General features: G+C 65.8%; 17 protein-coding genes. 9 read left to right on the forward strand and 8 right to left on the reverse strand.

Going from position 1 to position 26734, the window contains the following annotated elements; genetic code table 11:
- The 5 genes from ABZW16_RS21480 to ABZW16_RS21500 all read right to left on the reverse strand — a co-directional run.
- Positions 1 to 207, reverse strand: a 207-nt coding sequence (locus ABZW16_RS21480) for a hypothetical protein (RefSeq protein WP_354957712.1), incomplete at its 3' end; no start/stop codon positions are given.
- On the reverse strand, positions 204 to 3311 hold the full coding sequence (locus tag ABZW16_RS21485) for a hypothetical protein (RefSeq protein WP_354957713.1): 3108 nt from the start codon (positions 3309 to 3311) through the stop codon (positions 204 to 206). The genes ABZW16_RS21480 and ABZW16_RS21485, both read right to left, overlap by 4 nt.
- Positions 3308 to 3589, reverse strand: coding sequence for a hypothetical protein (locus ABZW16_RS21490; protein ID WP_354957714.1), 282 nt, complete (start codon positions 3587 to 3589; stop codon positions 3308 to 3310). The genes ABZW16_RS21485 and ABZW16_RS21490 overlap by 4 nt, the downstream gene beginning before the upstream one ends.
- Complete coding sequence (locus tag ABZW16_RS21495; RefSeq protein ID WP_354957715.1) at positions 3586 to 5274, reverse strand: hypothetical protein; 1689 nt, start codon at positions 5272 to 5274, stop codon at positions 3586 to 3588. The genes ABZW16_RS21490 and ABZW16_RS21495 overlap by 4 nt, the downstream gene beginning before the upstream one ends.
- Before the next feature lie 69 nt (positions 5275 to 5343).
- Positions 5344 to 5841 (reverse strand): YbaB/EbfC family nucleoid-associated protein, encoded by a 498-nt coding sequence (locus tag ABZW16_RS21500; RefSeq protein ID WP_354957716.1) that lies wholly within the window; start codon positions 5839 to 5841, stop codon positions 5344 to 5346.
- Positions 5842 to 5965: 124 nt separating this feature from the next.
- Here ABZW16_RS21500 and ABZW16_RS21505 point away from each other — a divergent pair, with 124 nt between their 5' ends.
- Complete coding sequence (locus tag ABZW16_RS21505) at positions 5966 to 7933, forward strand: type VII secretion target (RefSeq protein WP_354957717.1); 1968 nt, start codon at positions 5966 to 5968, stop codon at positions 7931 to 7933.
- Positions 7934 to 8007: 74 nt separating this feature from the next.
- Here ABZW16_RS21505 and ABZW16_RS21510 read toward each other — a convergent pair whose 3' ends face one another.
- Positions 8008 to 8934 carry a hypothetical protein gene (locus ABZW16_RS21510; protein WP_354957718.1) on the reverse strand — a complete coding sequence of 309 codons (927 nt, stop codon included), beginning with the start codon at positions 8932 to 8934 and terminating at the stop codon, positions 8008 to 8010.
- 193 nt (positions 8935 to 9127) lie between these two features.
- Entirely contained in the window at positions 9128 to 10306 is a 1179-nt protein-coding gene (locus tag ABZW16_RS21515) for an FAD-binding protein (RefSeq protein ID WP_354957719.1), read from the reverse strand.
- Positions 10307 to 10488: 182 nt separating this feature from the next.
- Here ABZW16_RS21515 and ABZW16_RS21520 point away from each other — a divergent pair, with 182 nt between their 5' ends.
- From ABZW16_RS21520 to ABZW16_RS21530, 3 genes are read left to right on the forward strand one after another with little or no spacing between them, the layout of a single operon-like run.
- The gene (locus tag ABZW16_RS21520) at positions 10489 to 10872 is read left to right on the forward strand and encodes a hypothetical protein (RefSeq protein WP_354957720.1); all 384 of its coding nucleotides are present in this window, start codon (positions 10489 to 10491) and stop codon (positions 10870 to 10872) included.
- Positions 10873 to 10906: 34 nt separating this feature from the next.
- Positions 10907 to 12865 (forward strand): type VII secretion target, encoded by a 1959-nt coding sequence (locus ABZW16_RS21525; protein ID WP_354957721.1) that lies wholly within the window; start codon positions 10907 to 10909, stop codon positions 12863 to 12865.
- The gene (locus tag ABZW16_RS21530; protein ID WP_354957722.1) at positions 12865 to 15051 is read left to right on the forward strand and encodes a hypothetical protein; all 2187 of its coding nucleotides are present in this window, start codon (positions 12865 to 12867) and stop codon (positions 15049 to 15051) included. Before ABZW16_RS21525 ends, ABZW16_RS21530 begins: the two co-directional genes overlap by 1 nt.
- 228 nt (positions 15052 to 15279) lie before the next feature.
- On the opposite strand, the gene ABZW16_RS21535 is transcribed toward ABZW16_RS21530, so the two are convergent.
- On the reverse strand, positions 15280 to 16686 hold the full coding sequence (locus tag ABZW16_RS21535) for a hypothetical protein (protein WP_354957723.1): 1407 nt from the start codon (positions 16684 to 16686) through the stop codon (positions 15280 to 15282).
- Positions 16687 to 16879: 193 nt separating this feature from the next.
- Here ABZW16_RS21535 and ABZW16_RS21540 point away from each other — a divergent pair, with 193 nt between their 5' ends.
- The 5 genes from ABZW16_RS21540 (at position 16880) to eccCa (ending at position 26695) form a co-directional block, all read left to right on the forward strand.
- Entirely contained in the window at positions 16880 to 17836 is a 957-nt protein-coding gene (locus ABZW16_RS21540; protein ID WP_354957725.1) for a C40 family peptidase, read from the forward strand.
- Positions 17836 to 18999, forward strand: coding sequence for a hypothetical protein (locus ABZW16_RS21545; protein ID WP_354957726.1), 1164 nt, complete (start codon positions 17836 to 17838; stop codon positions 18997 to 18999). The genes ABZW16_RS21540 and ABZW16_RS21545 overlap by 1 nt, the downstream gene beginning before the upstream one ends.
- Before the next feature lie 363 nt (positions 19000 to 19362).
- A complete protein-coding gene (gene eccA, locus ABZW16_RS21550; RefSeq protein ID WP_354957727.1) occupies positions 19363 to 21123 on the forward strand; it encodes a type VII secretion AAA-ATPase EccA in 1761 nt (586 codons plus the stop codon).
- Positions 21124 to 21128: 5 nt separating this feature from the next.
- Positions 21129 to 22688, forward strand: a complete 1560-nt coding sequence (gene eccB, locus ABZW16_RS21555) for a type VII secretion protein EccB (RefSeq protein ID WP_354957728.1) — start codon at positions 21129 to 21131, stop codon at positions 22686 to 22688.
- Complete coding sequence (gene eccCa / locus ABZW16_RS21560; protein WP_354957729.1) at positions 22685 to 26695, forward strand: type VII secretion protein EccCa; 4011 nt, start codon at positions 22685 to 22687, stop codon at positions 26693 to 26695. Before eccB ends, eccCa begins: the two co-directional genes overlap by 4 nt.
- Positions 26696 to 26734: the final 39 nt, after the last annotated feature.

Consider the following 26734-nt stretch of genomic DNA (forward strand, 5'->3'; position numbering starts at 1 on the left):
GACGTCGGCGGTTTCGAGAAGGAGTGCCCGTATCAGCGCGAGATCGATTTCGAGCATGTCGTACTCGAGGTAAGCGGATTCCTGGGCGGCGACCAAGCCGATGATGCCCTCCCTGATCTCGGACGGATCAAGCTCGGCATAGGCGTGTGAGCTGGTGTCGAGAAGTGCTTGGGCGGCTCTGCCGAGATCAGTGGGCTTCTGGGTCATGGCATACCTCGGTTCAGTCGCTTGTCGGCCAGGATATCGTTCGTCGTGAGCTTTTCTCCAGGGGTGCCGCCGTCGATTAGATGCTGGCGGACGGCCTCGAGGCTTTCGGCGGGCGCCCACGGAAGTGGCTGCCCGTTCTCGTCAACTCGGCGGAAGGTGTAGCTCGAGTTGTTGTTGAGGCACCAGATGTCGCTGAGTGTGCCATCAGCATTGCGAACCCTATACAGCTCGCCCCCCGCTCGCGCTGGACCACGTGCGGTGCCTCCCTCGCCAGGCTGAAGGTCACCGTGTTTCATATGGAAATATTGATCCGGCGGCAGCGGCTTCATGAAGTCGGAGGAGTTCTGCAGCTCCGTTGCGAACTTGAAGTTCCCCTCGGCGTCGACCACCCAGAGGTACTTTTCCATGGGATTGAGGGACCTCAGATCAAGCGGGGTCCCGGGCGGAACCGTGACCATATCTGGAGGGTTGGTGTAGGGCCACTCCCTCGGCCGAGGCTCCGGCCCGCCCTTCGCACCGACATCGGTGGCCGCTGGCGCTCCTATCGGCTCGCCCTTCCCTGGATCGGGGGTATTCGTTGGGGGCTCCGGCTCCGGGCCGTGGTCCTGGTTCGGATCGTGGGGGTTGCCCGGATCGTGATTCCCCTCCTGTGTGTGCTGTTCGTCGCCCCCTGGAGGCGTGGTTTCTTCGGGCCTGGTGCCATGCCCTTCTTCGAGGGCCCTTGGGTTGAAAGCCGAACCGCCCTCGTCTATTTCGAACCAGTAGGTCTTCTGACCGTCGGGACCTTCCTCGATGCCGTACCGATGCGCGAAAGCCTGGAGCTTCTGTTCGATGAGGCTCCGTGCGTGTGGTGGTATCTCGGTTCTCGCTCGGCCGCTCGGTGCCGCCGGGGTGTCCGGTCGCGATACCTCGACTCGCAGGACTCGGTTGCCGACTTCGCCGGTCTTCGTGGCCAGTATCTCGCCGCCGGGCCCGAGGTAGACATGCGCTTCGAATAGAGCTCTCCCCAGATGCACGGCGGACGCAGCCTGGTTGGGGTTGGCCCAGTCGTTCATCACCGCGTGCATACCTTCGACCACGTTGGGGACGTTCGCGGGATCGTCCTGGCCCGAGTGTCTCTGGTACAAGCTGGCCGCCGGATCCGACTGGGTACCGTCCTCTCGCGGTGGCGGGGGAAGCTCGTCCGGCAATGGATGATCGATGGGGCGTTGGTGCTCGAGAGCATCATTGAGGCGCTTTATGTGCGGGGGCGCATTATCGGTGCCGGAATCAATGCCCTCGGGCTGCGTGGGATGGGTCGGCGGTTCGTCGGGGGTGGACTTGGGGGCGGAATGGTCGCCCTGCCCGCGCTCACCCGGTGCGGTTGTATCTGGTGGTGCCTCTCCTGTGGTGCCAGGTTTGTTGTCGGGTCCGGGTGCGTCGGTGTCCTGGCCGTCATGTGTGCCGCCTTTGTATTTTGCGGGCTTGGACGCGCTGTCACCTTGGTTGTCGGGTGGCGGAGTTGCTTCTTCGTCGGGTGTACGCGGGGGCCGGACTTGTTCGTCGCGGCCTGGTGGCGTGGTCTCTTCGGTGTTTGGTCGCGCCGTCGGCTGTGGCTCGGCTGGTTCCCTTTCGCCATTGCGGCCGGGTGGCGGGGTGCCTTCTTCCGGCCGCTGAGGCTGTCGAGGTGGCAGCCCCCTGTCATCGTCTCCACGTGGGAGCGGCGGGCGGTCTGGTTCGTCGGTGCGCGGCGGGCGGGTGGGAGTTGCGGGCTCGTCTGTCGCAGGTCTACCGCTGGTCGGACCGCCGGAACCAGGGTCGGTGCCGCCGGGGTGCGGCCCGGTGGTGTCGGGCGGTGGTGTGGTGCCGGGCGGTGGGGTTCCCTCGGGTGGTGCGGTGCGGGGGGTCCCGTTCGGGTCGGTAGGCCGTGGTGGGGTGCCCGTATGTGGTCCGGTGCCGGGCGGTGGTGTGGTGCCGGGCGGTGGTGTGGTGCCGCCCGGCGGTGTGCCAGGAGTTGCCGGTGGTGTGGTGCCGCCCGGCGGTGTGCCAGGAGTTGCCGGTGGTGTAGTAGTCGGGTGTGGGCCACTACCGCCTGGCGGTGTAGTGCTCGGCGATGTGGTGGAGGTACTCGAGTTCGAGGTGTCCGTCTTGGCCTTGACTCGCACCCCAGGCGGCAAAGGCCGCGCGAAGACCGTGGCCGAACCGACGAAGCCGCCGACGAAACCTTGGATCACGCTGGTTCGGAGTTCGTCGGCGTTCGGGATATGCCCGGTGACAACTATCCCCGCGCCCGCACCGCCGATCGCGCCCGCGAAGCCGCCGACGCCGCCGATCAGCAGCCCAGCGGTGACGTGCGCGCCGTAGCGGACGGCATTCGATTCCGATTTCCCGGCGACCTTGCCGAGGAACTTATTGATCCCGGGCGCGAAGCGCGAGGCGAAGCGCGCTCCGACGCCGCCGCCGACGCCGCCGATGATCGCGGCATCTTCGACCATGCCCCAGTCCATCTTGTCGCGATGATGAAATACCTCCATCTGGTAGAACTGGGCACCGGCATTGACCGCCGCGGCGGCACCGGCACCGACTACGAACCCGATGGCCGTGGCCTTGGCCAGCGGCAACCCCTTGCGTTTGGTGGCACACTCCAGCCCGACCTTTTTGATCTTGCCGTAGTACCGGCGAGCACTCGCGGTCCAGGATGCCTCGGCCGCCGCCCGGTCCTCGGCCGCCTTCACGACGCCCGGTGCGGACAGCAGCGCATCCACCGCCAGCTGCGCCAGCAGCGCGATTCCGGTTCCGATCACCTGCAGCTTGGTGAATTCGCAGTCGTTGGCCTTCTGGTAGCACTGCTCGGCCATGGAGTCGCAGTACGTGGCCTGGTTGCGCAGATCGTCGCCGAGCTGCACGTTCCTGGTCGCCTTCGTATCGGCTGTGTAGCCGTGGAGGGCGGCCTTTTCCGTTGTGGATGCCGCATCGTGGCGTTTGCCGAGCTGGCGGCAGCTGTCGCCGGTCGTCTTCCAGTGGTCACCTTCGCGGCGCACCGCGTCCTCATCGCAATCCGGCCAGTACCCCGCAACGGCCTCGACCAGCCACTTGGGAAATGCCGCCGGCAGCGTCAGGGTCACAGCGTCGCACCCGGTATGGCGGCCGGTTCTTCGGGCAGACCCGGAACCTCGGTAGCGGCGTCGGCGACAACCGACTCGGTGACGAATGCTCGACGTGCCGTCGCGATCATGTCATCGGTGATATCCGGATGAGCCAGGGCAATGCTGATCAATGCCGAGTCGGTGTCCGGTCCCAACCCCACGTGCATTCGCATCGGCTGACCGCCGACTGCGGCGGACAGTTCGGTCTCGAAGGTACTGTGCCGCGCTTCGGCGGTGTGTCCACCGCCGAAGCTCACGGCGTCGCCGACTTCCGTGCGGCGTCGACCAGCAAGCGGTGCAACACCTTCGCGGGTGCCGCCGCCTCGGAACCGTTGATCTGTACCTCGGTGAACGCGTCCGCCACCGCCATTCCGGGGTCGAAGCGGCCGTTGTGGAATCCGTAGCCGCTCAGCTGGGCGCGCCACTGCTCGTACTCCGAACTCGACGCGGTGGCCGCGTGGTCGCGTGATGCGGTGCCTCGGGTGCGCGTGAACTCGGCGATCAGCGCGTCCTGAGCCGCCTGTCTGGCGCGGAAGCTACCGGCGACATCGAGTGCGTGTCCGAGTTCGCGGACCATTGTCGAATACACCGGCCGCCGGTCGGACCCGCGCGCGATTTTTCCGGAATGCGTTGCGGCGCGGATATATTCGGCGAATACCGAGGGATTGCGGGCAACCACGGTGTCGAGCACGATGCGACGAGTGAACGGCTCCGGCCCGGTGGCCCCCGCGACCCAGTCCCATTCCAGGCGGGTGGCGGATTCGGCGGATTCGGCGATCGCTATCTGGCGCAGGTCGACATACGGGTACTGGGTGAGCACGTCGTCCAGCGCCGCCGCGATTTCCCGGATGGTGTACGCGTCGACGGTCGGATCGTCGAAGCCGACGAGCTCGAGATCATGTCGATCGGCCAATTTCCGTGCCAGCAACGCGTTTTCACCGAGGGCCTCACCATCGGCCGCCCACGGATGGCGCGCGCCGGATTTCGAGTCGGCACCGAAGGCTTTGCCCGCCGCCTTCGGTGCCGGACGGGCGTGCTGCTGCTGGTGCTGCTCGGGCAGAGACGGCGCGGACATGCGCGGCGGCGTACTCGATGGTGCTGATACCCGCGGCGCGGCGTTATTCGGTGCCGATGGCTGTGCGGGTGCGGCGGCCGTCGGTGCGGAGGTATCCGGTGTGGAACCGGTACCGGACGCACTTCTGGACCATGGCGTATTCGGCTGCTTGCGGTCCGCGGTCGGAGCATCGACGGCTGGTCGGACAGCGCTTGGTGGTGCTGAATCACCGGTGGCGGTTGCCGAGTCCGGCCGGGAGCCGGATGTGTCGGACGCATTCGGTGAGCCGACATCGCTACCGAAGGGACTGTTCGGCCAGCGCATGCCGCTTCCATTTCGGCCGCCATCGGGTGTCGGTGCGGTGGTGGATCCAGTTGTCGGCTGTGCACTACCCGAGGTATTGGGTGTCGTCGTCGAAGTCGGCGTAGACCGATCGCCGGGTGCGGGTTGCGATTCGGTCGGCGATCGCGTGGCGTCTGGCGTGGTATTCGTTGCTACTGGAGTCTGCCAACCCTGCCCATATTGATTGGGCGGTCCGGTCAAATCGGTGTTCTGTCTGTTGGGCTGTGACCGGTCTCCGGTACTGCCGATCAAGTTAGCGGACTCGCGGTCCTGGCGGTCGAAGCTGTCGACAAGGTCGCTGACGATCTTGCCCTCTTCGCGCAGGCTCGCGACTGTCTTCGCCAGGCTCGCGATTCCTTTGTCCCTATCCGGTACGTAGGTCTCGGCGAATGCCTGGCCGGGAGTGTCCTTGCCCCAAGGTTCGCCTTCGCGCTCCAGCGCGGCCTTCAACTGATCGAGTACGCGCTGCGCGGCGGCGCCGATATCCTCGAATTCCGGCACCAGTGCACGAAGTCGCTCCTCATCGACTTCCAACGACTGCGCCACACGGACTCCTCACGCCTCCTGCGGTCAATTCTCACGCGTTCCGCGCACTCTTCCCAGGAGTGGGAGCACTCAGCGGGCGCGCGGACCGTCGTTCTCGGCGGATTCGCGGGCATCGCGCCAGCTCGGGGCCTCAGGTACCAGATCGGGCAGATCGGGCATGAGCTCCGCGGTATCGACGATCGGTGCGATCAGTGCGTCATGTTGCGAGCGCGCCGACCGTGCCGCGGCCTGTGCGGCCTCGACAATCGCTCGCCCGACATTTTCGGGCTTCGCGCGCATCGCCTGCGCGGTCAATCGAACGTCGGTCACCACCCCGGCGCCATCCACGGTCACCTCGACCAGCTGATCGGATGAACTGGCCCGCACCCGCAATGCGTCCAGTTGCTGCTGGATCTCGGCGAGCTGGGCCTGCTGTTTCTCGTAGACGTCCATGATGTAGTCGATCTGGTTTCGCATGCCGTTGTTCGCGGACCGCAGGCTTTCGAGTTCCCATTGATCCATTGCGGCTCCCACTCGTTCATCGCTGTGGTCGGCGCGGGCCACCCGCTCGGCGGGATTCCTCGACACCACGGTCCGCCCATTGTGGATCGGCCGCGCCCAGCTTCCCGCAGTAGGAGTTCAGTTGGGATTCCCCTCAGTGGGAAGGATTGACAATGTTGAGAACGGCGGCGGGAAAGGGTCTGATCGAACAATGCCGGAAACCAGCATGAATATCGACCCCGCGGTGCTGCGCCAGTTGGCGCTGCAGCATGAGCAGGTCGGGCGCGATACTCTTGCGTGGTCGGAGCCGCCGCATGCGTGGCTGGCCAGCTTCGAGTCGACCTACGGAACGATCGCGGATCCCGTCCGCCAGGCGCTGGTGAAGTACTACGGCGCCCGCGAGCGCGCTGGTAAGGCGCTGGCGCAGGAGCACTTCAACACCGCGAAGTCGCTTCGGGATTCGGCGGATTCCTATGAAAACGCCGACCACGATGTGGCGTCGCACTTTCGAAAGATCGGACAGGACCTCGGGGGCCCGCACAGCGGGCCGACGTCCAACGGCGTGGACCCCAGTGCGCACCACACCCCACCTCCGGGCGGCCCGGGCGGTGGGCCCGGCGGGCCGGGAGGTGGACCGGGCGGAGGACCGGACGGAGGACACACGTCGACCGATACCCCGATGGCACCCGCGGCGTCGCACGATTCGACATCGACGAGCGCGGGACCGGGCGGACCCGGCGGCACATCCGGTTCGCCGGGCACGATTTCGCACCCGGATCAGACGACGGCTACGACCGGTGGTGCATCCGGCACGACGGCCGGAACCACACCGTCGGCGCCGCCGGCCGGGCCGCTCGGCTCCGGGCCGGGCGGGGGACCGGGGTACACCGGTTCGGCGGGCGGTTCGGGTCAGCCACCGACCGGGGCCACCGCGACCGGCGATGCCACCCCGATGCCGGTGCCGGTGGGCACTCCGTTCGCGTCCGCCGTGGCCGCCGCAAAGGATAAGGAGGCCGAACCGGCCTACGTGGTCGGCAGTGCGGTGAACGACGATCTGGTGCTGGCCAGGACCCTGCTCAGCAGTGTGCTCGCGGCCGTCGATTCGCCGGTGGGCATGGCCTGGGCGGTCGCGGTGATGCGCGGTCCGGGCGGTGCCGGTGTATTCATCACCTCGAACGAGGGGCGCGGCTGGCTGCCCGCAAGGCTCTACTTGCCACGCGAGGTCTCGACACCCTGGTTGTGGGATGAAGTGCTAGGCCCCGATGCCAGCACCTCATCTTGGGAAAGCGTGTCGGATCCGGCCCGGGTACTGGTCGAGTTCGGCCTGGCCTGGGGTCCGAAGGCGAATGCGAGACTTTCGGCGCTGGTCTCCTCCGGCCCGATCGACCCTGGCCTGCGGACACAGCTGAACGACGTGGCGATGGAAGGACTCGTCGGTCCGACCTACGACGTCGACTTGCGCGAGTTCACCCCGGATACGGCGGACCGGCTCGGTCTGGTCGGTTCCCCGACCGCGCTGGAATCCGTTGCGACCGTGTCGGATCAGCAGGTACGCGAGCGCTGTGTCCAATTAGCGACGGATGCGCACAACCGGGTCGGCCGGTCGGTGGCCGCCAGCGCGGACGCCGCGGGCGCGCGTCAATTGCGTGAGCGGATTCTCTCGGCCGTGCAGGCCGGACAGAGCGTGTCCCGGCAGGTGTGGGATGAGCTGCGTGATGCCGACGATCTGCTGGCCGCGTCGATGCTGTCGCGCCGGGTAGATGTGGGCCGAGTCGGACTCGGTGACTTGCGGGTCGACACCGAATCTTCGGCCTTGCGCGACATGATCTTCGAGCGCCGTTGCAATGAGTTGGTGTTGTTGCTGGCCGAAGAGATGGAGCGGCAGGGCCTGCGCGACGCGATCTACGCACATGAGCAGATCGTGGCCCATCCGCAGTTCGTGGAGGTTCCGGCCGCGGTTTCGGTTGCCGAGGGCGAGCGCGTCTCCCGTCCGGCGGGCGCCGCGGTCAGTGCCCCTGCGGTCAGTGCGCCCGCGGTCAGTGCTCCGGTCACGGCAGGACCGCCGACCGGGGCTGTGGTCGCGGCGACCTCGCCGCCGCCTGTTGTGGCGCCGGACAGGGGAGCCCCGGATGCTGCGGCCGGAGACGGCCGCAGCAGCGAGACCCTAGATCGGCCCTGATATGGCAGGACGGTGACTGTACGGCCAGGTTCGACGGCGGCAGTCTTGCCCTAGCCGACCGGCCATTCCGGGTACTACTCGGTACTCCAGGTGGGCGCGCCGTAGACCTTGAGTTTGTCGATGCCCTGATCGGCGGAGAACCCCATTCCGACGAATGAGTACCGCAGTGTCGCCCCGCACGACTCCGCTGCCTGGGCGAGCGCATCGACGGCCTTGGTGGTGCCGTGGTGCCGGGACGCGAGTTCGCGTACAAGCCCGGTCAGGTCGTGTTGCCCTGCACCCACGTCGAGTCCGAAGACAGGGGCGCCGGAACCGCGTGCACACGAGACGAAGAAGTCGTATCGGTGGAGCTCGGCCGCGTCGGCGCCACACCGAACGAGCTCGGATAACGCTTCCCAAGCCGGATCGCCGAAATAGCGGACCAGCTTCATCGGCACGGCGACATCGTCACACCGGGCCCTCAGGTAGAGCTTGTGAATCACTTCGCCGTGCGCGTCCACCTCGATCGTGGCAAAAGCAGACCTGATGAGCTTCTCCTCGTCGGGCACGGACGCGAATTCTGTGAAGCCCGGCCATGTGCTGCACAACCGGTGCACTGCCCCCGGTACGTTCAAGCCGCAATACATCTTGAGACGAGCCGCATCATGCGGCGCCGCGGTGTCATGCGCAACCCCTATCCATGTGGCGCTGCGCGGTGGAACTTTCGTGGGATCGGGATACAACGTCGCGACGAATGACTGGAACAAGTCGACGACGGTCTCATCTCCCTTCGGCAACCATCTGACAAGATCCCGGATAGCGGCGAGTTGAGCGTCGGCCCGAGAGCTGATCTCCATGTTCTGCGTCGCGGTCTCGGTGGTATAGCGCAGGACAGGCGTGAGCTTGCCGCGGCCACCGGTCACACTGACTTCGAACGGAGTACCGGAGATGGTCAGGAGGCTGGCTCGGCCTCCATCCGGCCGTTGCGCATCCAACTTTCCGCCGCAGGCGCGTTCCAGCATGGCGCGGATAGTCGCGGGGTCACAACGCAGCGTCAACCGCTCAGCGAGGTCGACCAGGAATTCTCCGGCAGCCCCCATATCGACAATCTCTCCTATTCCGGTCGACATTCACTCGTCTTGATCCCGTCCTTCACAAATATGGCGTTCATCTGCGTCGGCGCGGTCGTGGCCGGTTCTCCGACGCGGCCAGAGATCAGATAGACAGAGCGGCCCGCACGAGCGGGAGGTGGGCGTTGACGTTTTCCAATCGGTGCGCGGCGCGCACCTGCGCAAGCTGATCCAGGCTGTTTCGGTAGAGTCGCTCGGCCAGCGCGCGGTCCAGGTTGTTGACGCCGTACAGATATGGACGCCCACCCAGCTCGCAACAGCGTTCCAAGAGGTCGCGAAATACGCGCTGGGTGGCGGCTGTGGTGGTCGGATCGCCGTGGACCGAGGTATACACGCCCAGTCCGATCGAGATGGGGGCGCTATCGATCGGGGTGAATGCGAACGAGGTTGTGTCGGGCGGACGGCGCACGATCAGGACGTACAACATCCTGAGAACACCGTTCAGCGGAGCGTGGTGCCGTAGTGTCTCGACGGCCGCGAGCATCGGTGCGAGCTGCCCGGCAGGCACGAGGTAATCGGTCCAAAGACGCACGTGACCAGCAGACGGGCTGACCGGGCGTTCGGTATCGGGGTGGCCTACGAACGGCAGATCGGGCACGATCGCACAGCTCTCGTCACGGCATCGTCGCGGACCATTTTCGCTCCAGCCGGTGGTGGAGAAGAACTTGCCGCGACGCAGGGACGCGCAGTAGACGTCGACATCGTTGCGCTGGGCGATCCGTTCGGTGTGCTCGACGAGCTCGGTCGGTGTGGCGTGGTACGTGCGGTGCACATGCGTGTCGCGGCAGTACGGCACGGTGCGAAGTACCGCCCGTTCGATCAGTCCGACTGTGCCGAGCCCGCCGAGTGCGAACCGGAACAGCTCCGGATGATCGGTGCGCGAGCACCAGCGGCTGGTTCCCGTTCCGTCGATCAGCTGGATCCGCTCCACGTGGTCGACCTGCATGCCATACCGCACCGAGTTGATCCCGATGCCGCCGACCGACAGGGTGCCGCCCACCGATGCATGCAGGTAGTCGGTGAGCACGGGGACGGCCCTGCCGCGGCGGTTCAAGTATCGCTCCAGGCCGTACCAGCTGATCCCGGCAGGCACCTCGACCAAGCCGTCGCCGAGCTCGCGTATTTGCGCGGCCGCCGTATCCGGCGCGTAGGTGACGAGCAGTTCGCCGTCGGTGACGGTCTGTCCATCACAGGAATGACCCGCACCGCGCAGCGTCATCGGTCGACCGGAGCCGAGCAGTGCGGAGGGAAATGCGGAGGGCATCCGGTGCACGGTCCGGGGGACGGCGTGCCGCAGACCGCCGAAGTCGGTGGCGAACTCGTCGATGGTGGACCTCGCGGGGAACTCAGGGTCTCGCCGTCGGGAGACCGGCCTGAACTCGAGTATTGTTCCTTCCCAGAATTGGGAATTCTATGCGGCGAACCCTGGCGCATCCTGGAAGATCTATGAGAGAACTCCACCCCGACGTGCGCGTCGGACTGAGCCTGGCGCGCGAGTTGCGCAACCGCATCGCCGAGATGCGGGAACGTACCGACGCGATCGTGGCGCGTCGCCCGTCTCCGAGCGGCTTGGTCATTCCCGAGGTCGACGCGACGGGGCGGCTGCGGGACTTGTACCTGGCGCCGGGAACCTGCGCCAGGTTCGGCAATCAGGAACTGGCCGCCGAAATCGTGGCCGCCATTGCCGAGAGCACCGAGGACGCTCGGCGGCAATACAACATCGCCATGAACGACCCCGAAAACCTGCCGAGGCCGCTCTCGGAGATCATGCGGCAATGGCGGGGCAGATCGGATGGCCAACCCCCCAATTTTGGGGAGACGGAACAATGAATCCGAGTTAGCTGGCGGGAGGAATTAAGCGAGCATGCCCGAAAGACTGATTGTCGAGCCGGATGAGCTGCGCCGAATCGCCAAGCAGCACGAAGTGGCAGCGGCAAAACTCCGGGAGTGGGGTCAAATCCCGCAAGGTTGGCTCGACGAATTCCCAGGTACATACGGTTCGATCGCCGATCCGATGCATGGGGCGCTGGTGGACTACTACAACAAGCGCCATGACCGTGCCGAACACACCGCCGCCAACCACGATCAGGCACGGGATCAATTGCTCGCGGCGGCGCAGGCGCTCGAAGACCAGGATGAGGCCGGTGGGCGTCAGGTCGGTCGGGCGGGCGGTCCCGACCACGGAGCCCCTGCAGGTGGTCCCCACGGCGCACCGACGGCCCCGCCCGTGCACGCCGGGCCGGATACACCGACGGCGAACAGCACTCAACCAGCACAGCCTCCCGTAACCGCACCTCCCACTGCGGGTGTGCCGGACGGGCCGGCACGCTCCGAGCAGGCACCCCAGTTGCCTGCGGCATCGGCGCCACAAACCTACGACACCTTGCCAACCGGAGCTATCACACCGATCGGAGTCATGGCGCCATCGCTCGGCGCATCGGAGTACAGCGCCACCGACATGTCGCTGCCCGCGGTGGGTGATTCGAGCGGCGGGGCGGGCACCGCCGGTGGTTCGAATCTGGTCGGCGGGATGCCCGCACCACTGGCGACGGACGCGTACCCCGCTGCGGTTGCCCCCGTTGCCCCTGTTTGGGCGGGCACAGCTGCCCGGGTACCCACATCACTGGCGGTGGGCCCGTTCGCGGCAGCGGTCCACCCGACGCAGGACAGGCAAGCGCTACCGTCGTTCGCGGTAGGTGAGCGGGTTGAAGATGACCTGGTGCTTGCCCGCACCCTGCTCGCCGCGACCCTCGCCGCCGTACATGATTCGGCGCGCGGTATGGAATGGGCGGTAGCGGTGGGGCGAGCCTCTGCCGGACCCATCGTTTTGCTCACCTCCACCGAGGGACGGGGTTGGCTGCCTCCCGGACTATTCCTGCCTTTGGAGGTCACCGTCCCGTGGCGATGGTTCGCCCACCGTGCCGCGGATCGAGAGGCGATCGCGGCATTGGAAGGAACCGCGGACCCGGCCCGAATGCTCGCCGAGTTCGGCTACCTGGTGGCCCGCCGCAAAGATGTCTGGATCAGCGCCTTGGTGTCGTCTGCAGTAATCCCCGACGGCGTGCGCGCAGCGATGCACGGCGATACCGCCGTCGAGGAATGGGTCTCTCCCGCCGAGTCCGCCGTTGACTTCACCGCGCCCGGTCCCGGCTTGGTCGACCGGCTCGCGTTGGCCGGTTCGGACGTATCGCTGCACCAAGCGGCGACGGTGCCCGAGCCGGAAATTCAGGCCAAGTGCCTCGAGTTGGCACGGGCCGCGGATGCGCGGGTCCGCGCCGCGGTCTCCGGTGTCGACCGAGAGACTGTAGCCCGCCGCGCCAGGCGACGGCAGATCCTCGATGCGCTGCACGCCGGTCAACCCGTCCCGGTGAGCTGGTGGGACCAAATGCGCGCCGCCGATGACATGACAGCGTCGGCGCTGTGGTCGCGGCGGGTGGACGTGTCCTCGGTTCCGGTCGGCGGAGTTCGCCCGGGTGTATCCACGGAAGCCTTGCGCGGCATGGTTTTCGAACGCCGTGCCGATGAACTGCTGCTCTTGCTCTCCGTGGGGGAACCCGACCGGCAGACTCTGCGCGATGCGCTCTATACGTACGGCCAGATAGCTGAGCATCCGCTGTTGCCCGAGGCGGCGCGGGTAGCGGCCGTGGAGACGGCCGGTGTGGGTACGGCGATTCCGGACGTCGAGTTTGCCCATGGTGTCAGGACCGGTGTCCGTAGCGTCAGCGTCGGTTCCAGCCGCCTCGGCGGGGCGCCCCCGGCCATCGCCGAGGCGCTGAAAGGTACGGCGGGTTCCGAGGGGTCCAGCGGGCAGAGGAGAGGCTGATGGGTGACAAGGTAGAAGATGTCGTTAGCCAGATAAAAAAGGATTACGAGCCGGGAGTCTGGGATAACCTTGGTTTCCAAGGCGACCAAGCAAAGAGCTCGTTGGATAAGCTGGCCGGATTGAATTCGGAAGAGTTCGCGAAGGTCTTCGACAAACTAAATTATTCATATAGCGACCCTTGGTACGACGGGGGACATACGTATGACAATATACGAAAACAGCTTGTCCACGATGCTGGCAAACACGGCATAACAAAAGATGACCCTAAATACGGGGATATCATCAAAGCGTTTGACTCGGGCAAGCCGGACGCTTATATCGAGAAAGTGAAGGCGGCGGCCGATGCGAAGGCGACGGCCGATGCGGCCGATGCGAAGGCGAAGCAGACGGCCGATCTGAACGCGGCGCAATTCGAGCCGTTCGGGGGTAAAACATTCGAGGACGACGACCCGACGAAGCATGCGTATAAAGTCGAACTGTGGAAGCCGAAGGGCCGCAGTGCGGCGCTCGACTCGCTGATCGATGACACCCAGTTCGCGATGCAATGGGATCTCGACACGCTCGGTGTCGGTAATCCGAAGGAAAATCCCGGATTCACCCATGTGCTCGACGGTGATCAGATCGATACTGCGAGCGGCTGGTCGGCCATCCGGGACAAGGCCAGTGATCTGCAGGCGCAGCTGAAAAAAAGGAAGGATGACTACACGGGCAAGCACAAAGAGGTTTCGGATCTTACATACGACTCCAAGATAACAGGCAAGGATACCTTCAAGGACCTTACGCACCTGGTGGAAGAACTCAACGATCGCCTCAAGTACGACCCTGCGAACGACACTTTCGGCACCAGGATAGATGGCGACACGATCTATGGCGGCCACTCTGGTGGCGCAGCCACTTCCGACATGGCGATCCCCTTCTACCAAAAGAACACGAAAGAAGGGGCTGCCGGCAACGGCAAGTTCTTCCTGACTCCGCAAGCAGAGATGCAGTACTACGTCAGCGCAATCCACACGGTAAAAGAGGAATGGGATAAGAAATACGCGGAGGCGACCAAGAAATACCAGTGGGTGGCCGACAAGGTCGACGACCCCCCGCCGCCGGCGCCCGCTCCGGCGCCCGCCCCTGCGCCCGCTCCTGCGCCCGCTCCGACGCCGACTCCCACCCCGACGCCCAGCCCCACCCCGACTCCCAGCCCCACCGATAACTTCGGCGACCCCAACCTCGGCGATGTCCTCGGCAACGGTTCGGGTAAGACCACCACCGACGGCACGACCAGCGCCGACGGCACCACGAGCACCGACGGCTCGAACAGCAGCGTCATGTCCGCGATCAATTCGGCTATGAGCGCGATCGAGAACATGAAGTCGGGAACCACCGCGGCGCAGGCCGGGAACAACACGGGCAGCAGCAGCGGCGGTTCGTCGGGGTCCGGCGGTATGGATATGGGTTCGATAATCGGGCAGATCGCGATGTCGCAGGCGCTGTCGCAGATGGGGAACAACGGCCATAACGACCAGCGACAGCGCGAGGAGGAGGATCGCTTGGAGCGGCGCCGGCGGCGCAGGGAGGAACAGCAGCAGGCGCAGGCGCAGGCGCAGGTCCAGCCGGCGGTCGCCACGAACGCGCCGACCAATGTCGTTCAGGCGGACGCCAGTGCGACACCGCCGCCGGTGGGCGCCGGTGGACGGTCCATGGTCGATATGAAGCTGCCCGACGGCACGACACAAAAGGTGTCCTCGGCGGTCTCGCAGGCCGTGCAGAAGGAGCTCAATAATCCGAGCGGCAGCGATGCCAGGGCGGCTTATGCGGGCACGACCGGAGCGCCCTCGGCGGGCAGTCCGTGGGTTTCGGTCGCTCCTGGTAATGACCAAGACCCGAACAGCCCACACCTGCAGACCGGTGACGTGGCGCAGTGGGCGAATCGGAGTGCGATTGTCGTAGTGGAGCCCTCGGGTCTGCACGCCATCATCAACGGCGAGCTCGTGCCGCTCGACCCGCACAACCCACCCGATGGTGGCACCGGCGGTTACGGCGAGTTCCAGGGGTTCTTCCACCCGAGCGGAGCCGATTTGGACAACTCCGCGCAGCAGCCGCAACAGGCATCGACGCCGAGCAGCCCGGGGGTCACCGCGGCGCCGACGACGCCGACAGCCCCGCCTGCGGTTCCCCCGCCGACGACGATCTGACATGGCATTGCGGTCCCCCTGAAATTCGAGGGGGACCGCAACGGACCGGATGCGAGTCGACCGGTGCCGCGCGCTCGTCGTCACAGCGGCGCCGTGCGTTGCCGATGCGCGAGCCTACAAGTTGGAGTTCGGTTCACACCAGGCCAATTCAGCCATAGTGGCGATTCGGCCATGGTGGCTACCCGGCAGGCGATATCGCCTGCCGGTGCGGGAAGAAGGAATCGGCGATTATGCCTGCACCACAGGCGAATCCACGGTGACCTCGTCGTCGGGATCGCTCTCGTGCGTTTCGTCGGTATCGGTATCGGTACCGGTCGGAGTCGTTCCGGTCCGTTTCACCGCACGTCGGACACTGGTACGAGCCGAGACCGGGGACGTATTCGCCACCGGCGTGGCCGATGCGGGCGCACTCGCGCTCGCACTTGCCGCGGGTGCCGCCGCGGGTTGGCCGGCACCAGGTGCCGCCGGTGCCGCGGCGGGACCGGCAGGCGCCGCACCCGGTGCCGCCGCTTGTGGCTGGCCCGCACCGGGCTGCGCGCTGTCCTCGGCTGCGTCTTTGTCCTTGTCTTTGTCCTTGTCGTGCTGCTTCAGCAATTGCGGCAACTGCGACACCAGTGGCATTGCCATCATGGGCAGCATGCCGAGCATCGACACCAACTGCCCGAGCCCGCCGTCGCCGGACCCCCCGCCCGAACTGCCGGATCCGGACTTGCCATTGCTGCCGGACCCGCCGCTGCCGGAGCCGTTGTTACCGTCTCCGGCCATATCGTTGTTGAGCTGGTAGACCGCTTCGACCTTCTCGTAGACGAGGTCCACCGCCTCAGCGACCAGTTTCATGACGGCCACCTCTTGAGCGGGCTTGAGTTTTCCGCTTCCGACGGCCTTCAGTTTCGTCTGGAGTTCGGCGACAACCTCTTTGATCGCGCGCAGCGTCTCATCACTGCCCGCGGCGACCACGATCGAGGTCTTCATGACCTTGGTGTCGTAGGTAAGCAGCGCGGTCTGCCGGGACTGGACCTTCGCCAGAGCTTCCTCGTACTGCTTCTTCATCAGGCTGTCGCCGATGCTCTCGTAGATCACCGGTCGCAGCAGGTCGTCAACCTTGGGCGGCAGTTCAGGGGTACCCCGGCCGAGCAGATCGATGGCCGTTTGGATGGCCTCTTCGGCCATGGCGATGAATGCCTTCAAACCCGCCGACGCCCCCGGGGGCGGTGTCAGCTCCACCGTCCAGTAGTGGCCGGTTTTGGCCTTGCTGGCCTTGCTGGACGTGGTGGTATCGGTCGCACCGGGCGGTGTGCCGAGCGCTGCGGTGGCCGGCGCGGAACCGGGGGCGCCCGGGGGGTGGCCCGAACCGTCCCCGGGAAACTGGCCGGACGGATCACCGGGCGGCAGGATGGACCCGTCCGCGGCTTGTTGGCTCCCCGGGGCACCAGGCGGTGGGCCGGACGGAGCGCCAGGCGGTGGGCCGGACGGAGCGCCAGGCGGTGGGCCGGACGGAGCGCCAGGCGGTGGGCCGGACGGAGCGCCAGGCGACGAACCGAAAGGAGCACCGGGCTCTGCGGAATTGCTACCGGTGGGGGAGCCGAAGAGCGTTTGCCAGGTCTCGGCCGCGGTACCCGCCAGTTCTGCCGCCATATCGTCGCCACCGCCTCCCAGAAGTTGTTCCCATTGTCGTGTCTTCCCGCCGCTGGGAAGATGAATCATTAGCGCGATTGCCTCATAGTCGTTGTCACCCCCCGAGATTCGGGGCGACCGGTGCCAACCGGCGAAATATTCGGCGAGCAGGTCCGGAGAGGCGGTCGGTGATGAGCGAGAGCGAGTCGGTCGAATGTCGCCAGTATTGACGGGCGACCTCCAGGAGGTTCTGCGCGCCCTGCTCGGGCTGTACGGCAACGGGCAACCCGATCCGGCCGCCACGGCGAGCATCGTCCAATCGGCGACCAATGACCTGAGTGCGCACGGTGGATCCGTCGTCGCCCGCTACACCGATGCGCGCGGCATCCAATCGACGATCGCGGAATCACATGCGGGCAAAGACGGTGTCGTGCACAAGACCGTGGGCGAGGCCGGGGACGGTACGGTCGTCGGGCGCAATCGCTTGACCAATCAGATCGCCGACCTGCAATCGCGAATTCAGGCGATCGCATCGGTCGGTGACACCCGGTTCAGCGGGCCCGCCCTGCTCGAAGCGGCGCATACGACCATCGCCAAAGCGGCCAAACAGGTCGATACCGATGTCGCGGCGGCGCGTCAGCGGGCAGCGCAGATCATTCCGCCCAGCATGCCCGAGCTGTCCCGGCGAAAGGCCAGTAGTACGACGCCACGTCGTCGTCGGCGCGCTCGTTCGCGGTCCGCGGTGTTGTCGAACGGCCGACGCGGCCGCCCTCGGGTGCCCTCGGATGGAACCGCGGGCAGCAAGGCCGTCGGCGCGGCCAGCGACTGGCTCGGCACACCGTACATTTGGGGCGGCGGTGGCGCCGGTGGACCGAGCGGCGGTGGCTTCGACTGTTCCGGTCTCACCCAGTACGCGATCGCGCAGGCCTCCGACGGCCATGTGGTGCTGCCGCGAACGACCTACGAGCAGATCTACAGCGGAGTGCGAGTTTCCCCGGCGGATGTACGGCCCGGTGACCTGGTATTCCCCGCGAGTTCGTTCAGCGCGCGGGGGCCGGAGCACGTCCAGTTGGCCGCGGGCAACGGCATGGTCATCGAGGCGCCGTATTCCGGTTCGACCGTGAAGTGGTCGCGTATGTCCAGTGACGCCGTCGTGGTGCGGGTGCTGTAGTGGCGGTGGAGATTCCGCCGGACGTCGCGGAATTCCTCGACTGCTGCGGGGTTCGATACCCGGATATCGACGAAGGCGATGTGCGCGGGCTCGCGGTCAAAGTGCGCACATTCGCCGCGAATACTCGTGGGCCCGGTGTCGATGACAGCGGGGATGCGCTCGCCGAGTACGAGCACCTGGCCGCGACATGGGCCGGATCCGATGGGGACCATCAGGCCGAACTCGATCGGGTATGTGCTGTCATCGCGAAGGCGCTGGATGCGGTGGCCTATGTCATTACCGTGACGAAGGCAGTGGTCCTGACCGAACTGGCCGCGCTGGCAACGACTTACGCGGCCATGACGGCCACGCCCGCGGCCCGGATCGCCGGACCGCTCGTCGTTGCCGCGGCGCGGCGACTGTGCACGCAGATGGAGCGGGCGCTGATCGGCTATCTCGTCATCGAGGTGATCGGCAGGGCCGTCGAACCGCTCGGACGCGACGTCGACAAATTGTTCACCGGCGCGCCCTCTGTCAGGACATCGTCCGCCGTAGGGGTCGACGAACCGCGAATGCCCTCGGCGCCCCTCGCCGGACCGCGGATGCTCGACGTACCCCCTGCTCAACCGCGGCAGTCCGGTGTGGCTCCTGGTGAGCCGCAGGTGTCTGGCGTGGTTCCTGTTGAGCTGCAGGTGTCTGGCGTGGTTCCTGGTGAGCTGCAGGTGTCTGGCGTGGTTCCTGTTGAGCTGCAGGTGTCTGGCGTGGTTCCTGGTGAGCTGCAGGTGTCTGGCGTGGTTTCTGCTGAGCCGCAGGTGTCCGGCGCGCCTCCTGCTGAACCGCGGCTGTCGGGTGCGGCCCTCGACGAAGACGTACCGACCGCCTCCGGTGTTGTCCAAGACGGTCGAATCGGCCCCCGCATGCAACCGCCGCTCGGCCCCAGTCGTTCGCGTGGTTTCGTGACACCGTGGGCGCATGCGGTCCGGGCATCGGCACAGCGCGCGGCCTTCTCGAAAACAATGCCCGCCAAGGCCTTCCAGTCCTTGGACCGGCGCGCGACGACGGCACGCAAGCCACGGGAAACACCGTGGTCGAAGCTCGCTCGGACATCGGAGACACCATCGAGCGAATTGGCCGGGGCCGCGACCGTACCAACCGTCCGGCGCCGCCAAGACGGCGGTCGGTGAACGGGCCGCAGAACGGAGCACGGCGGCCGACGATGTGTGGGGACACCGTCGGCCGCCGCATGACAGATCGCCGGGGTTCTGGGGTGACGATCCGCCGCATGCCAGCCGATGGTCAGCTGCCGGATCACGGCCACCGACCACCACTGGAGGGGCTGGGTCTTCGGGATGAGGAACCGTCGACCCACCTCCAACATACCGCTAAACAACGGCACATTCAACATCGAGCCGATAAAAACTGTGTACATAGATCGGGTTGCCGGGTAACGATGTCGCCTTCCCAATCTTGGGAATAGTGCGACGGTCGCGACCGGGGCTGAAATGGCTATCTTCGGTCCACGAGGATCGTCGGAAGGGAAGTCCGAGTTGTCTGCGGCCGAGGACGCGTTCTACACAGGTGTGCAAAGTCTGGCGCTCGTCGCCGGGGGCGTGCGAAATGAACATCAGGCAGCGGCCGCCTTCCGCGCCGCCACCGACCTGGATCCGGACATGTGCGATGCCTGGTTGGGCCGCGCCATGGCCGGTGAGGTCACCTCCGAGGTGATCTACGGTGCGTACCGATCGGTGCACAACCTGTACCGGGATCAGCAACGCGCCGGTCTGGTCGATCGTGCGCTGTGGTGTCAGGTCGAGATCGGCGTTTTCGGCCTGCGTGTGGCCATGGCGGATCGAGATCAGATCGCCATCGCCCAGGCCTGCTCTTATGCCGACGGCGGCGAATGGCAGGAGGCCACAGCGATTCTCGCCGAAGTGCCGCGCGACGATGTCGCAGACTTCGTACGGATGTCGCTGTTCTTCCGCACCAAACAGTGGCTCGATGTGCTCACCGCTCGCAATGCAAAACCCGCGCTCGAGGACGGGCTGCTGGATATCGCGGCCGAGCTGATGACGGCTCAGGCGCTGGCGCATCTGGGCCGGCTCGGCGAGGCTCTGCCGCGCGCGCAGCGCATCGTCGAGGACAGTCAGTCCGGCAATCTGTCCTACATCTGGGCGGACGCGCACTTCCTGCTCGGCATGCTGCTGCGCCACGACGGCGAGCACGATGCCGCCGACAAGATCCTCAAGGGGCTGCAGGGCTCCGCGCTGTGGCCGGACCGCCCCGAATGGCAGCGTGCGGTACGGGACAAGTCCTATCGGCTCGAGATCACCACCGCCGAGGTCATCGCCTCGCGCACCAATCAGTGGGATCCGAAGTCCGGTGACGACCCGACCGAGGTCGCCGCATCCGCCGCGCGGCTCGCACGTGAGTCGCAGCTGGAGGAGGCCTCCGAGTTGCTGCGGTCGCAGATCGGTATGGACTCGGTCAAGGAGCAGGTCGACCGGCTCAAGTCGGGTGTGCTGATGGATCAGGTACGGGCCAAACGCGGCTTGGCCGTGGATTCTCGATCGCAGCATCTGATCTTCTCGGGTCCGCCCGGTACCGGTAAGACGACCATCGCCCGCGTTATCGCCAAAATCTTCGCCGGGCTGGGCGTGGTCGAAAACGCCGAAGTCATCGAGGTATCGCGCAACGATATGGTCGGCACCCATCTCGGCCACACCGCGCCGAAGACGAACGCACTGATCGATTCCGCGCTCGGCGGCGTGCTGTTCATCGATGAGGCGTACACCTTGATCCAGGAGGGGCTGTCCGGCGGTGACGCATTCGGCAAGGAGGCCGTCGACACCCTGCTGGCCCGCATGGAGAACGACCGCGACAAATTGGTCGTGATCATCGCGGGTTACGAGGACCAGATCGATCGGTTCCTGGCCTCCAACGACGGTCTCGCCTCGCGCTTCACCAAGCGCATCCGCTTCTCGAGCTACGAGGCCGACGAACTGGTGCGGATCGCCGATCATATTGCGCACAAGAAGGATTCGATCCTGTCCGGTGAGGCCAAGGACGTCCTGCGGGTGCGGTGCGAGCAGCTGTCGGGACAGACCAAGAACGGTCGGCGGCTTATCGATCTGGCGGGCAACGGTCGTTTCGTTCGCAATGTGGTCGAGGCCGCCGAGGCCGAGCGGGACTACCGCTTCACCAGGGACAACGCGGATGTGCTTTCGATGACCAATGAGGAGTTGATGACCATCGACTCCTCGGACATCACCGCCGCGCTCGCGAGCTTGGCGCCGGCCGCGACGGGCTGATCCGCATGGCGCGCTTCCGGGTGGTGACCAAGCACCAGATATCGGGCTGGCGGTTTCTGCTGCGCCGGATCGAGCATGCGCTGGTCCGTCGGGATGCCTCGATGATCGATGATCCGCAGCGCGGCCGCTCCACCGCGCTGTCGATCGGTATCGCATTGGCCTGCGTGGTGATCACCGGTGCCGCTCTGCTGGCGTTCTTCAAGCCCGCAAAGAAGGTGGGGGAGTCGAAGATCATCGCGGAGAAGGACACCGGCGCGCTGTACGTGCGCGTCGGCGGTCGGCTGCATCCGGCGCTGAATCTGACCTCGGCTCGACTTATCGCGGGTTCGGCGGACAATCCGGTGCCGGTCTCGCGTGACGAGTTGTCCAAGTATCCGCGCGGGCCGTGGGTCGGTATTCCGGGCGCACCCGGCGTGATCGCGGACAATGGCGACCGGAACTCGTCGTGGACGGTGTGTGATACCGCGAAGGTCGGTGCGGCGGCGCCGGTCAATCCGCAGACCGGATTGCCGACCGTTGCTTTGTCGCCGGTGATGACCACCGCAATCGGCGGTCCGCTGACCGTCAACGGCGATGCGATCCGCGGGCTGGCTGCCGACGAGGGGCGGCTGCTGCGCGATGACACCACCACCTGGCTGGTGTACTCCGATCCGCAGCAGGGCATCGTTCGGGCGTCGATAGATCTGAGTAATTCGGCGGTGATCCTGGCCCTGGGCATCGATCCGACCTCGACCGTGGTCGCTGTCTCCAAGGGTTTCATCTCCGCAATCCCCGAGGTGCCGCCGCTGCGGGTGCCCGATGTGCCCGGTGCGGGGAATACCGTGACATTGTCCTCGGGTCTGAGCGTTCCGGTCGGTTCGGTGCTGACGGTGTCGGCGCCGGATCGCGGCGCATTCTATTATCTGGTATCGGAATCCGGTGTGGTGCAAATCAATTCGGTGCTCGCATCGATCGTGCGCAACGCCGATTCACACGGTTCGATATCGACGAGGACGGTCGGGCCGGATGTCATCGCGGCGAATCTGCGCCCGGGTGCGTGGCCGGGGACGGCCGCCTATCCGATTCGGCCGGTGCATGTCGTCGATCCGATGCGCCTGGGGGTGACCTGCTATCACTGGTGGCGTGCGGGCACCGATCAGAATGCCTCGACCGAATTGCTCGTGGGACGGCAGCTGCCGCTGCAGGTGGATGAACAGACCCGAACCGTCGGCCTGGTGACGGCCACCGGTTCACGCGGGACCACAGCCGACGCCGCATATCTGCCGCGCACCACCGGACGCTTCGTCCAGGTGACTGGGGCGGATCCGGGATCGCCGCGGCGGGAGTCGCTGTTCTGGATCTCCGACAGCGGCGTTCGCTATGGCATCAATGCCGTGGTGGAGAACAACTCCAATCCGGATTCCACATTGACGTCGCTCGGACTGCGGACTCCGGTGCCCGCACCGTGGTCCATCGTGTCGCTGTTCGCGGTCGGTCCTACCCTTTCGCAAAAGGACGCGCGGATCCAACACGACGGCATCCCGACGAATAAGGCCGTCATCGGTCTTCCAGGCGGTACCTCGTGACAGCTACCCGCCGATTCGTGCGGCCCGCTCGGATGGTGCGTGGACCCAAAGCCCCCGCGGTGACCGAATTGCGGCTGCAGCCACCGACCGAACTGCCCAAGCCGGTGCCGCCATCGCGGCTGAAGATGATCATGCCGGTGGTCATGGTGTCGGCCATGGCCGGGATGATGGTGATGATGTTCCGCGGTGGCGGGCAGATGTCGCCGATGATGCTGATGTTCCCGGTCATGATGCTGGTTTCCATGGGCGGGATGATGGGCGGTGCGTTCTCCGGGAGCGGCGCCGGAGGCGCGGCGGGTCTGAACGAAGAACGCAAGGACTATCTGCGCAGCATTACCGATAACCGCAAGACCGTGCATGCCGCGGAGACGGAACTGCATAGCTACCTGCGCTATACCCATCCCGGTCCGGCCGAGATCGCTGCGTTGATCGGTGGCAAGCGCATGTGGGAGGTCCAGGTCGCCAGTCCGCAGTTCCTGCGGGTGCGGATCGGGCGGGGCCGGATCGCCAACCAGGTGCGGGTCATCGTGCCCGAGGCCGCGCCGACGTCGGATCTGGATCCGGTCGGCGTCGTCGAGGTGACCCGATTCGCGAAGGCGTATTCCACTGTCGGGGGTATGCCGGTTGCGATCAATCTGCTTTCGACGCCGCAGATCGGTGTCGACGGCGATCCCGATGCGGTGGCCGCGCTGGTGCGCGCGATGGTCGCCGAGGTTGTCGTGCTGCACGGCCCGGATCAGGTCGCGGTCGCGGCGGTGCTGTCGAATCCGGACGCACCGGAGTGGTCGTGGCTGAAGTGGTTGCCGCACACCCAACATCCGAGTGATACCGACGCGATCGGGTCGAGCCGGATGGTGTATCGCAACGTTTCGGAGTTGCGTGCCAAGACGCTGGCCGGACTCAATCGTGGTCCGTTCTCCGCGAATTCCGAACCCACGCTGGATCGAAAGCATTATCTGCTGATCGTCGATGACAGCAGTCCGGCCACCGACCGGGATATTTCCGGTGTCGATGGCTGCACCTGGCTGCGGCTGGGCCGGGCCGAGCAGACCTTGCCCAGGGCGCTGAAGTTCACGGTGGGGCCTGATCGGGCGCTGCACGAGGTTACTCCGCGCGGGCTTCGGCGGGTCGGAGCCGCCGACGGGATGTCGGTGGCGACGGCGAAGGCATTGGCCCGCAACATCTCCCCGTACCGGCTGTCCACCGTGGTCGAGGCCGTGGTCGCGGATCAGGCCAGCGGTGGCACATCGTGGGAGGAACTGGTCGGCATTACCGATCCGGGGGCGATTCGGGCCGAGCAGCAGTGGCCGCGCCGCCGCGACGCGGACCGATCACGGCTGAACATTCCCTTCGGCCACGATCCGGCCGGTGGCGTGGTCCATCTCGATATCAAGGAATCGGCCGAGGAGGGCATGGGCCCGCACGGCATGTGCATCGGCGCCACCGGTTCCGGAAAGTCGGAATTTCTTCGCACCCTGGTGCTTTCGGCGGTGGCGACACATACCCCGGATGTGCTCAACCTGCTGCTGGTCGACTTCAAGGGTGGTGCGACCTTCCTCGGGTTCGATCGGCTGCACCATGTGACCGCCGTCGTCACCAATATGGAGGAAGAAGCCGACCTCGTCACCCGTATGGAAGACGTGATCAACGGCGAAATGGGCAGGCGGCAAAGAATTCTGCGCGATGCGGGCAACTTCGCCAGCGTCGCAGATTACGAGCGGGCCCGCGAGCAGGGCGCGCAGCTCGCGCCGCTGCCCACACTGTTGATCATCCTCGACGAGTTCGCCGAACTGCTCGAACAGCATCCGAACTTCTCCAAACTGTTCGTCGCGATCGGCCGGTTGGGACGTTCGTTGCGTATCCACCTGCTGCTGGCCTCGCAGAAGGTGCCCGCCAACCGGATGGGTGAGCTCGAAGCACACCTGTCCTATCGAATCGCGTTGCGCACCAACCAGACCGCTGATTCCCGCGACGCCATCGGCACCGCCGACGCGTATCACCTGCCGAAAAAGCCGGGTTCGGGTTATCTGCGAGTCGGCTCGGGCGATCTGCAGCGATTCCAGGCCGCCTACGTCGGCTCACCGTATGTCGCGCCCACGCAGGCCTCGGCGTCCAGTGCCCAACGCGCCAGGCGACCCGGCGGTGGCTATCGGCCACCACAGCAATTCACCACGGCGCACATCATCGATGTGCGGCCCGCGGCCGTCGAGCCCGAACCTATTGTGCAGCAATCGGAGACGCCGGAGGGAGAACCGGTGACCGTAATGGAGACGGTGCTGCAACAACTGGGCGGATTCGGCACACCGGCGCACAAGATGTGGCTGCCGCCGCTGACCGTGCCGCCCACCCTGGACAAATTCATGTCCGGTGCGACTTCCGGTGTATTGCAGTTGCCATGGGCGATCGTGGACAAGCCGCGACAGCAGCGCCAGGACATCTGGACGGTCGATCTGTCCGGCTCGGGCGGGCACGTGGCCGTCGTCGGCGGTCCGCAATCGGGCAAGTCGACCGCACTACAGACGCTCATCATGTCCGCCGCGTTGACGCATACACCCGAACAGATCCAGTTCTACTGCCTCGACTTCTCCGGCGGTCTGACCGGGCTGCGGAACGTGCCGCATGTCGGCTCGGTCGCCTCGGGCCGCGACGGCGATCGGGTCCGACGCACCTTCGCGCTCATCACCAATCTCATCGCGAGTCGACAGCAGTTGTTCAGCGAACTGGGCATCGACACCATGCGCGAATTCCGGCGCAGGCGCTCCTCGCCGCGGGAATCGGCGGAACTCACCGCCCATGGTGACGAACACGGTGATGTCTTCATCGTCGTCGACGGCTGGGATATCGGATTCGCGGTCACCGGACCGTATTTCGACGAATACCTCCCGGTCATGGAGTCGATCGCGCTGCAGGGTCTGAACTACGGCATCCACCTGGTGGTCAGCAGTTCGCGCTGGGCGGCGATCCGTCCCGCCATCAAGGATCTACTGCAGACCCGGGTAGAGATGCGGCTCGGTGATCTCACCGACACGATCTTCCTCGGACAGCGCAATGTGGTTGCCGCGATTCCCCCGGATCGACCAGGTCGCTGCATCTCGAGCGACGCGTTGCACATGCTCACCGCCCTGCCGCGCATCGACGGGGTGGGCGACCCCATATCCGCCGGTGCGGGTCTGGCGGCGGCGATCGATCAGCTGAACCAGAAATATCAGAGCCGCCGGGCCCCAGAGGTCAAGCTGCTGCCCGCCCAGATCACCTTGGCCGAGGTCCGCGCGGGTCGCCCGGAACCGGCGAATCTGGCACAGCGCCTCGTGGTGCCCTTCGGCATTCGCGAATCCGATTTGCACCCTGCCACGGTCGATTTCGGCGTTTCGACACATCTGATCGTGCTCGGATCGTCCAGCTCGGGCAAATCGACGGTGCTAGCCGCGCTGCTGGAGTCGATCCGGCTGCAATTCAACAAGGATCAGGCGAGGGTGCTGTTGGTGGACTACCGCCGCCAGCATATGGACGCTATCTCGGACGAGCAGTTGATCGGGTATCTGACCAGTGAGCGCGATCTGCGCGAGGGGTTGCCGCCGTTCGCGGAGAAGATGCGCAGCCGCCGCCCCCCGGACGGCGTTACCTCGCAACAACTCAAGGACCGTTCGTGGTGGTCCGGGCCGGAAATCTTCGTGGTGATCGACGACTACCACATGGTCGCCCAGCGCGGTATGCCAAATCCGCTGGATCCGCTCAAGGACATCATTGTCGACGGCCGCGACACCGGTCTGCACGTTATCGCCGCCCGCAACATCGCCCAGGCCGATTCCGCGTTGTACGACAGTGTGCTCGGCCAGATCAAGAACCTGAATTCGTCGGGCCTCATTATGGACGGCTCGAAACTGGATGGGATTCTCATCGGCGATGTGAAGCCGACAAAGCAACCGGTGGGTCGGGGCATCTTCGTCGAGCCGCTGCATTCCCGCCGGGATCTCGTACAGTCGGCGTGGACACCACCGCAGGACTAGGCCGGGTCGGCGGTGGTGCGGGGCTGTCCGAGGACGATT

This window comes from Nocardia sp. NPDC004604, assembly GCF_040609795.1.
In the GTDB taxonomy this organism is placed as follows: Bacteria; Actinomycetota; Actinomycetes; order Mycobacteriales; family Mycobacteriaceae; genus Nocardia.

Coding starts and splice junctions, on each gene's coding strand:
- ABZW16_RS21505 (WP_354957717.1), top strand. CDS start 5,966: ATGCCGGAAACCAGCATGAATATCGACCCCGCGGTGCTGCGCCAGTTG.
- ABZW16_RS21510 (WP_354957718.1), bottom strand. CDS start 8,934: ATGCTGGAACGCGCCTGCGGCGGAAAGTTGGATGCGCAACGGCCGGAT.
- ABZW16_RS21515 (WP_354957719.1), bottom strand. CDS start 10,306: ATGCCCTCCGCATTTCCCTCCGCACTGCTCGGCTCCGGTCGACCGATG.
- ABZW16_RS21520 (WP_354957720.1), top strand. CDS start 10,489: ATGAGAGAACTCCACCCCGACGTGCGCGTCGGACTGAGCCTGGCGCGC.
- ABZW16_RS21525 (WP_354957721.1), top strand. CDS start 10,907: ATGCCCGAAAGACTGATTGTCGAGCCGGATGAGCTGCGCCGAATCGCC.
- ABZW16_RS21530 (WP_354957722.1), top strand. CDS start 12,865: ATGGGTGACAAGGTAGAAGATGTCGTTAGCCAGATAAAAAAGGATTAC.
- ABZW16_RS21535 (WP_354957723.1), bottom strand. CDS start 16,686: ATGGCGGCAGAACTGGCGGGTACCGCGGCCGAGACCTGGCAAACGCTC.
- ABZW16_RS21540 (WP_354957725.1), top strand. CDS start 16,880: ATGTCGCCAGTATTGACGGGCGACCTCCAGGAGGTTCTGCGCGCCCTG.
- eccB (WP_354957728.1), top strand. CDS start 21,129: ATGGCGCGCTTCCGGGTGGTGACCAAGCACCAGATATCGGGCTGGCGG.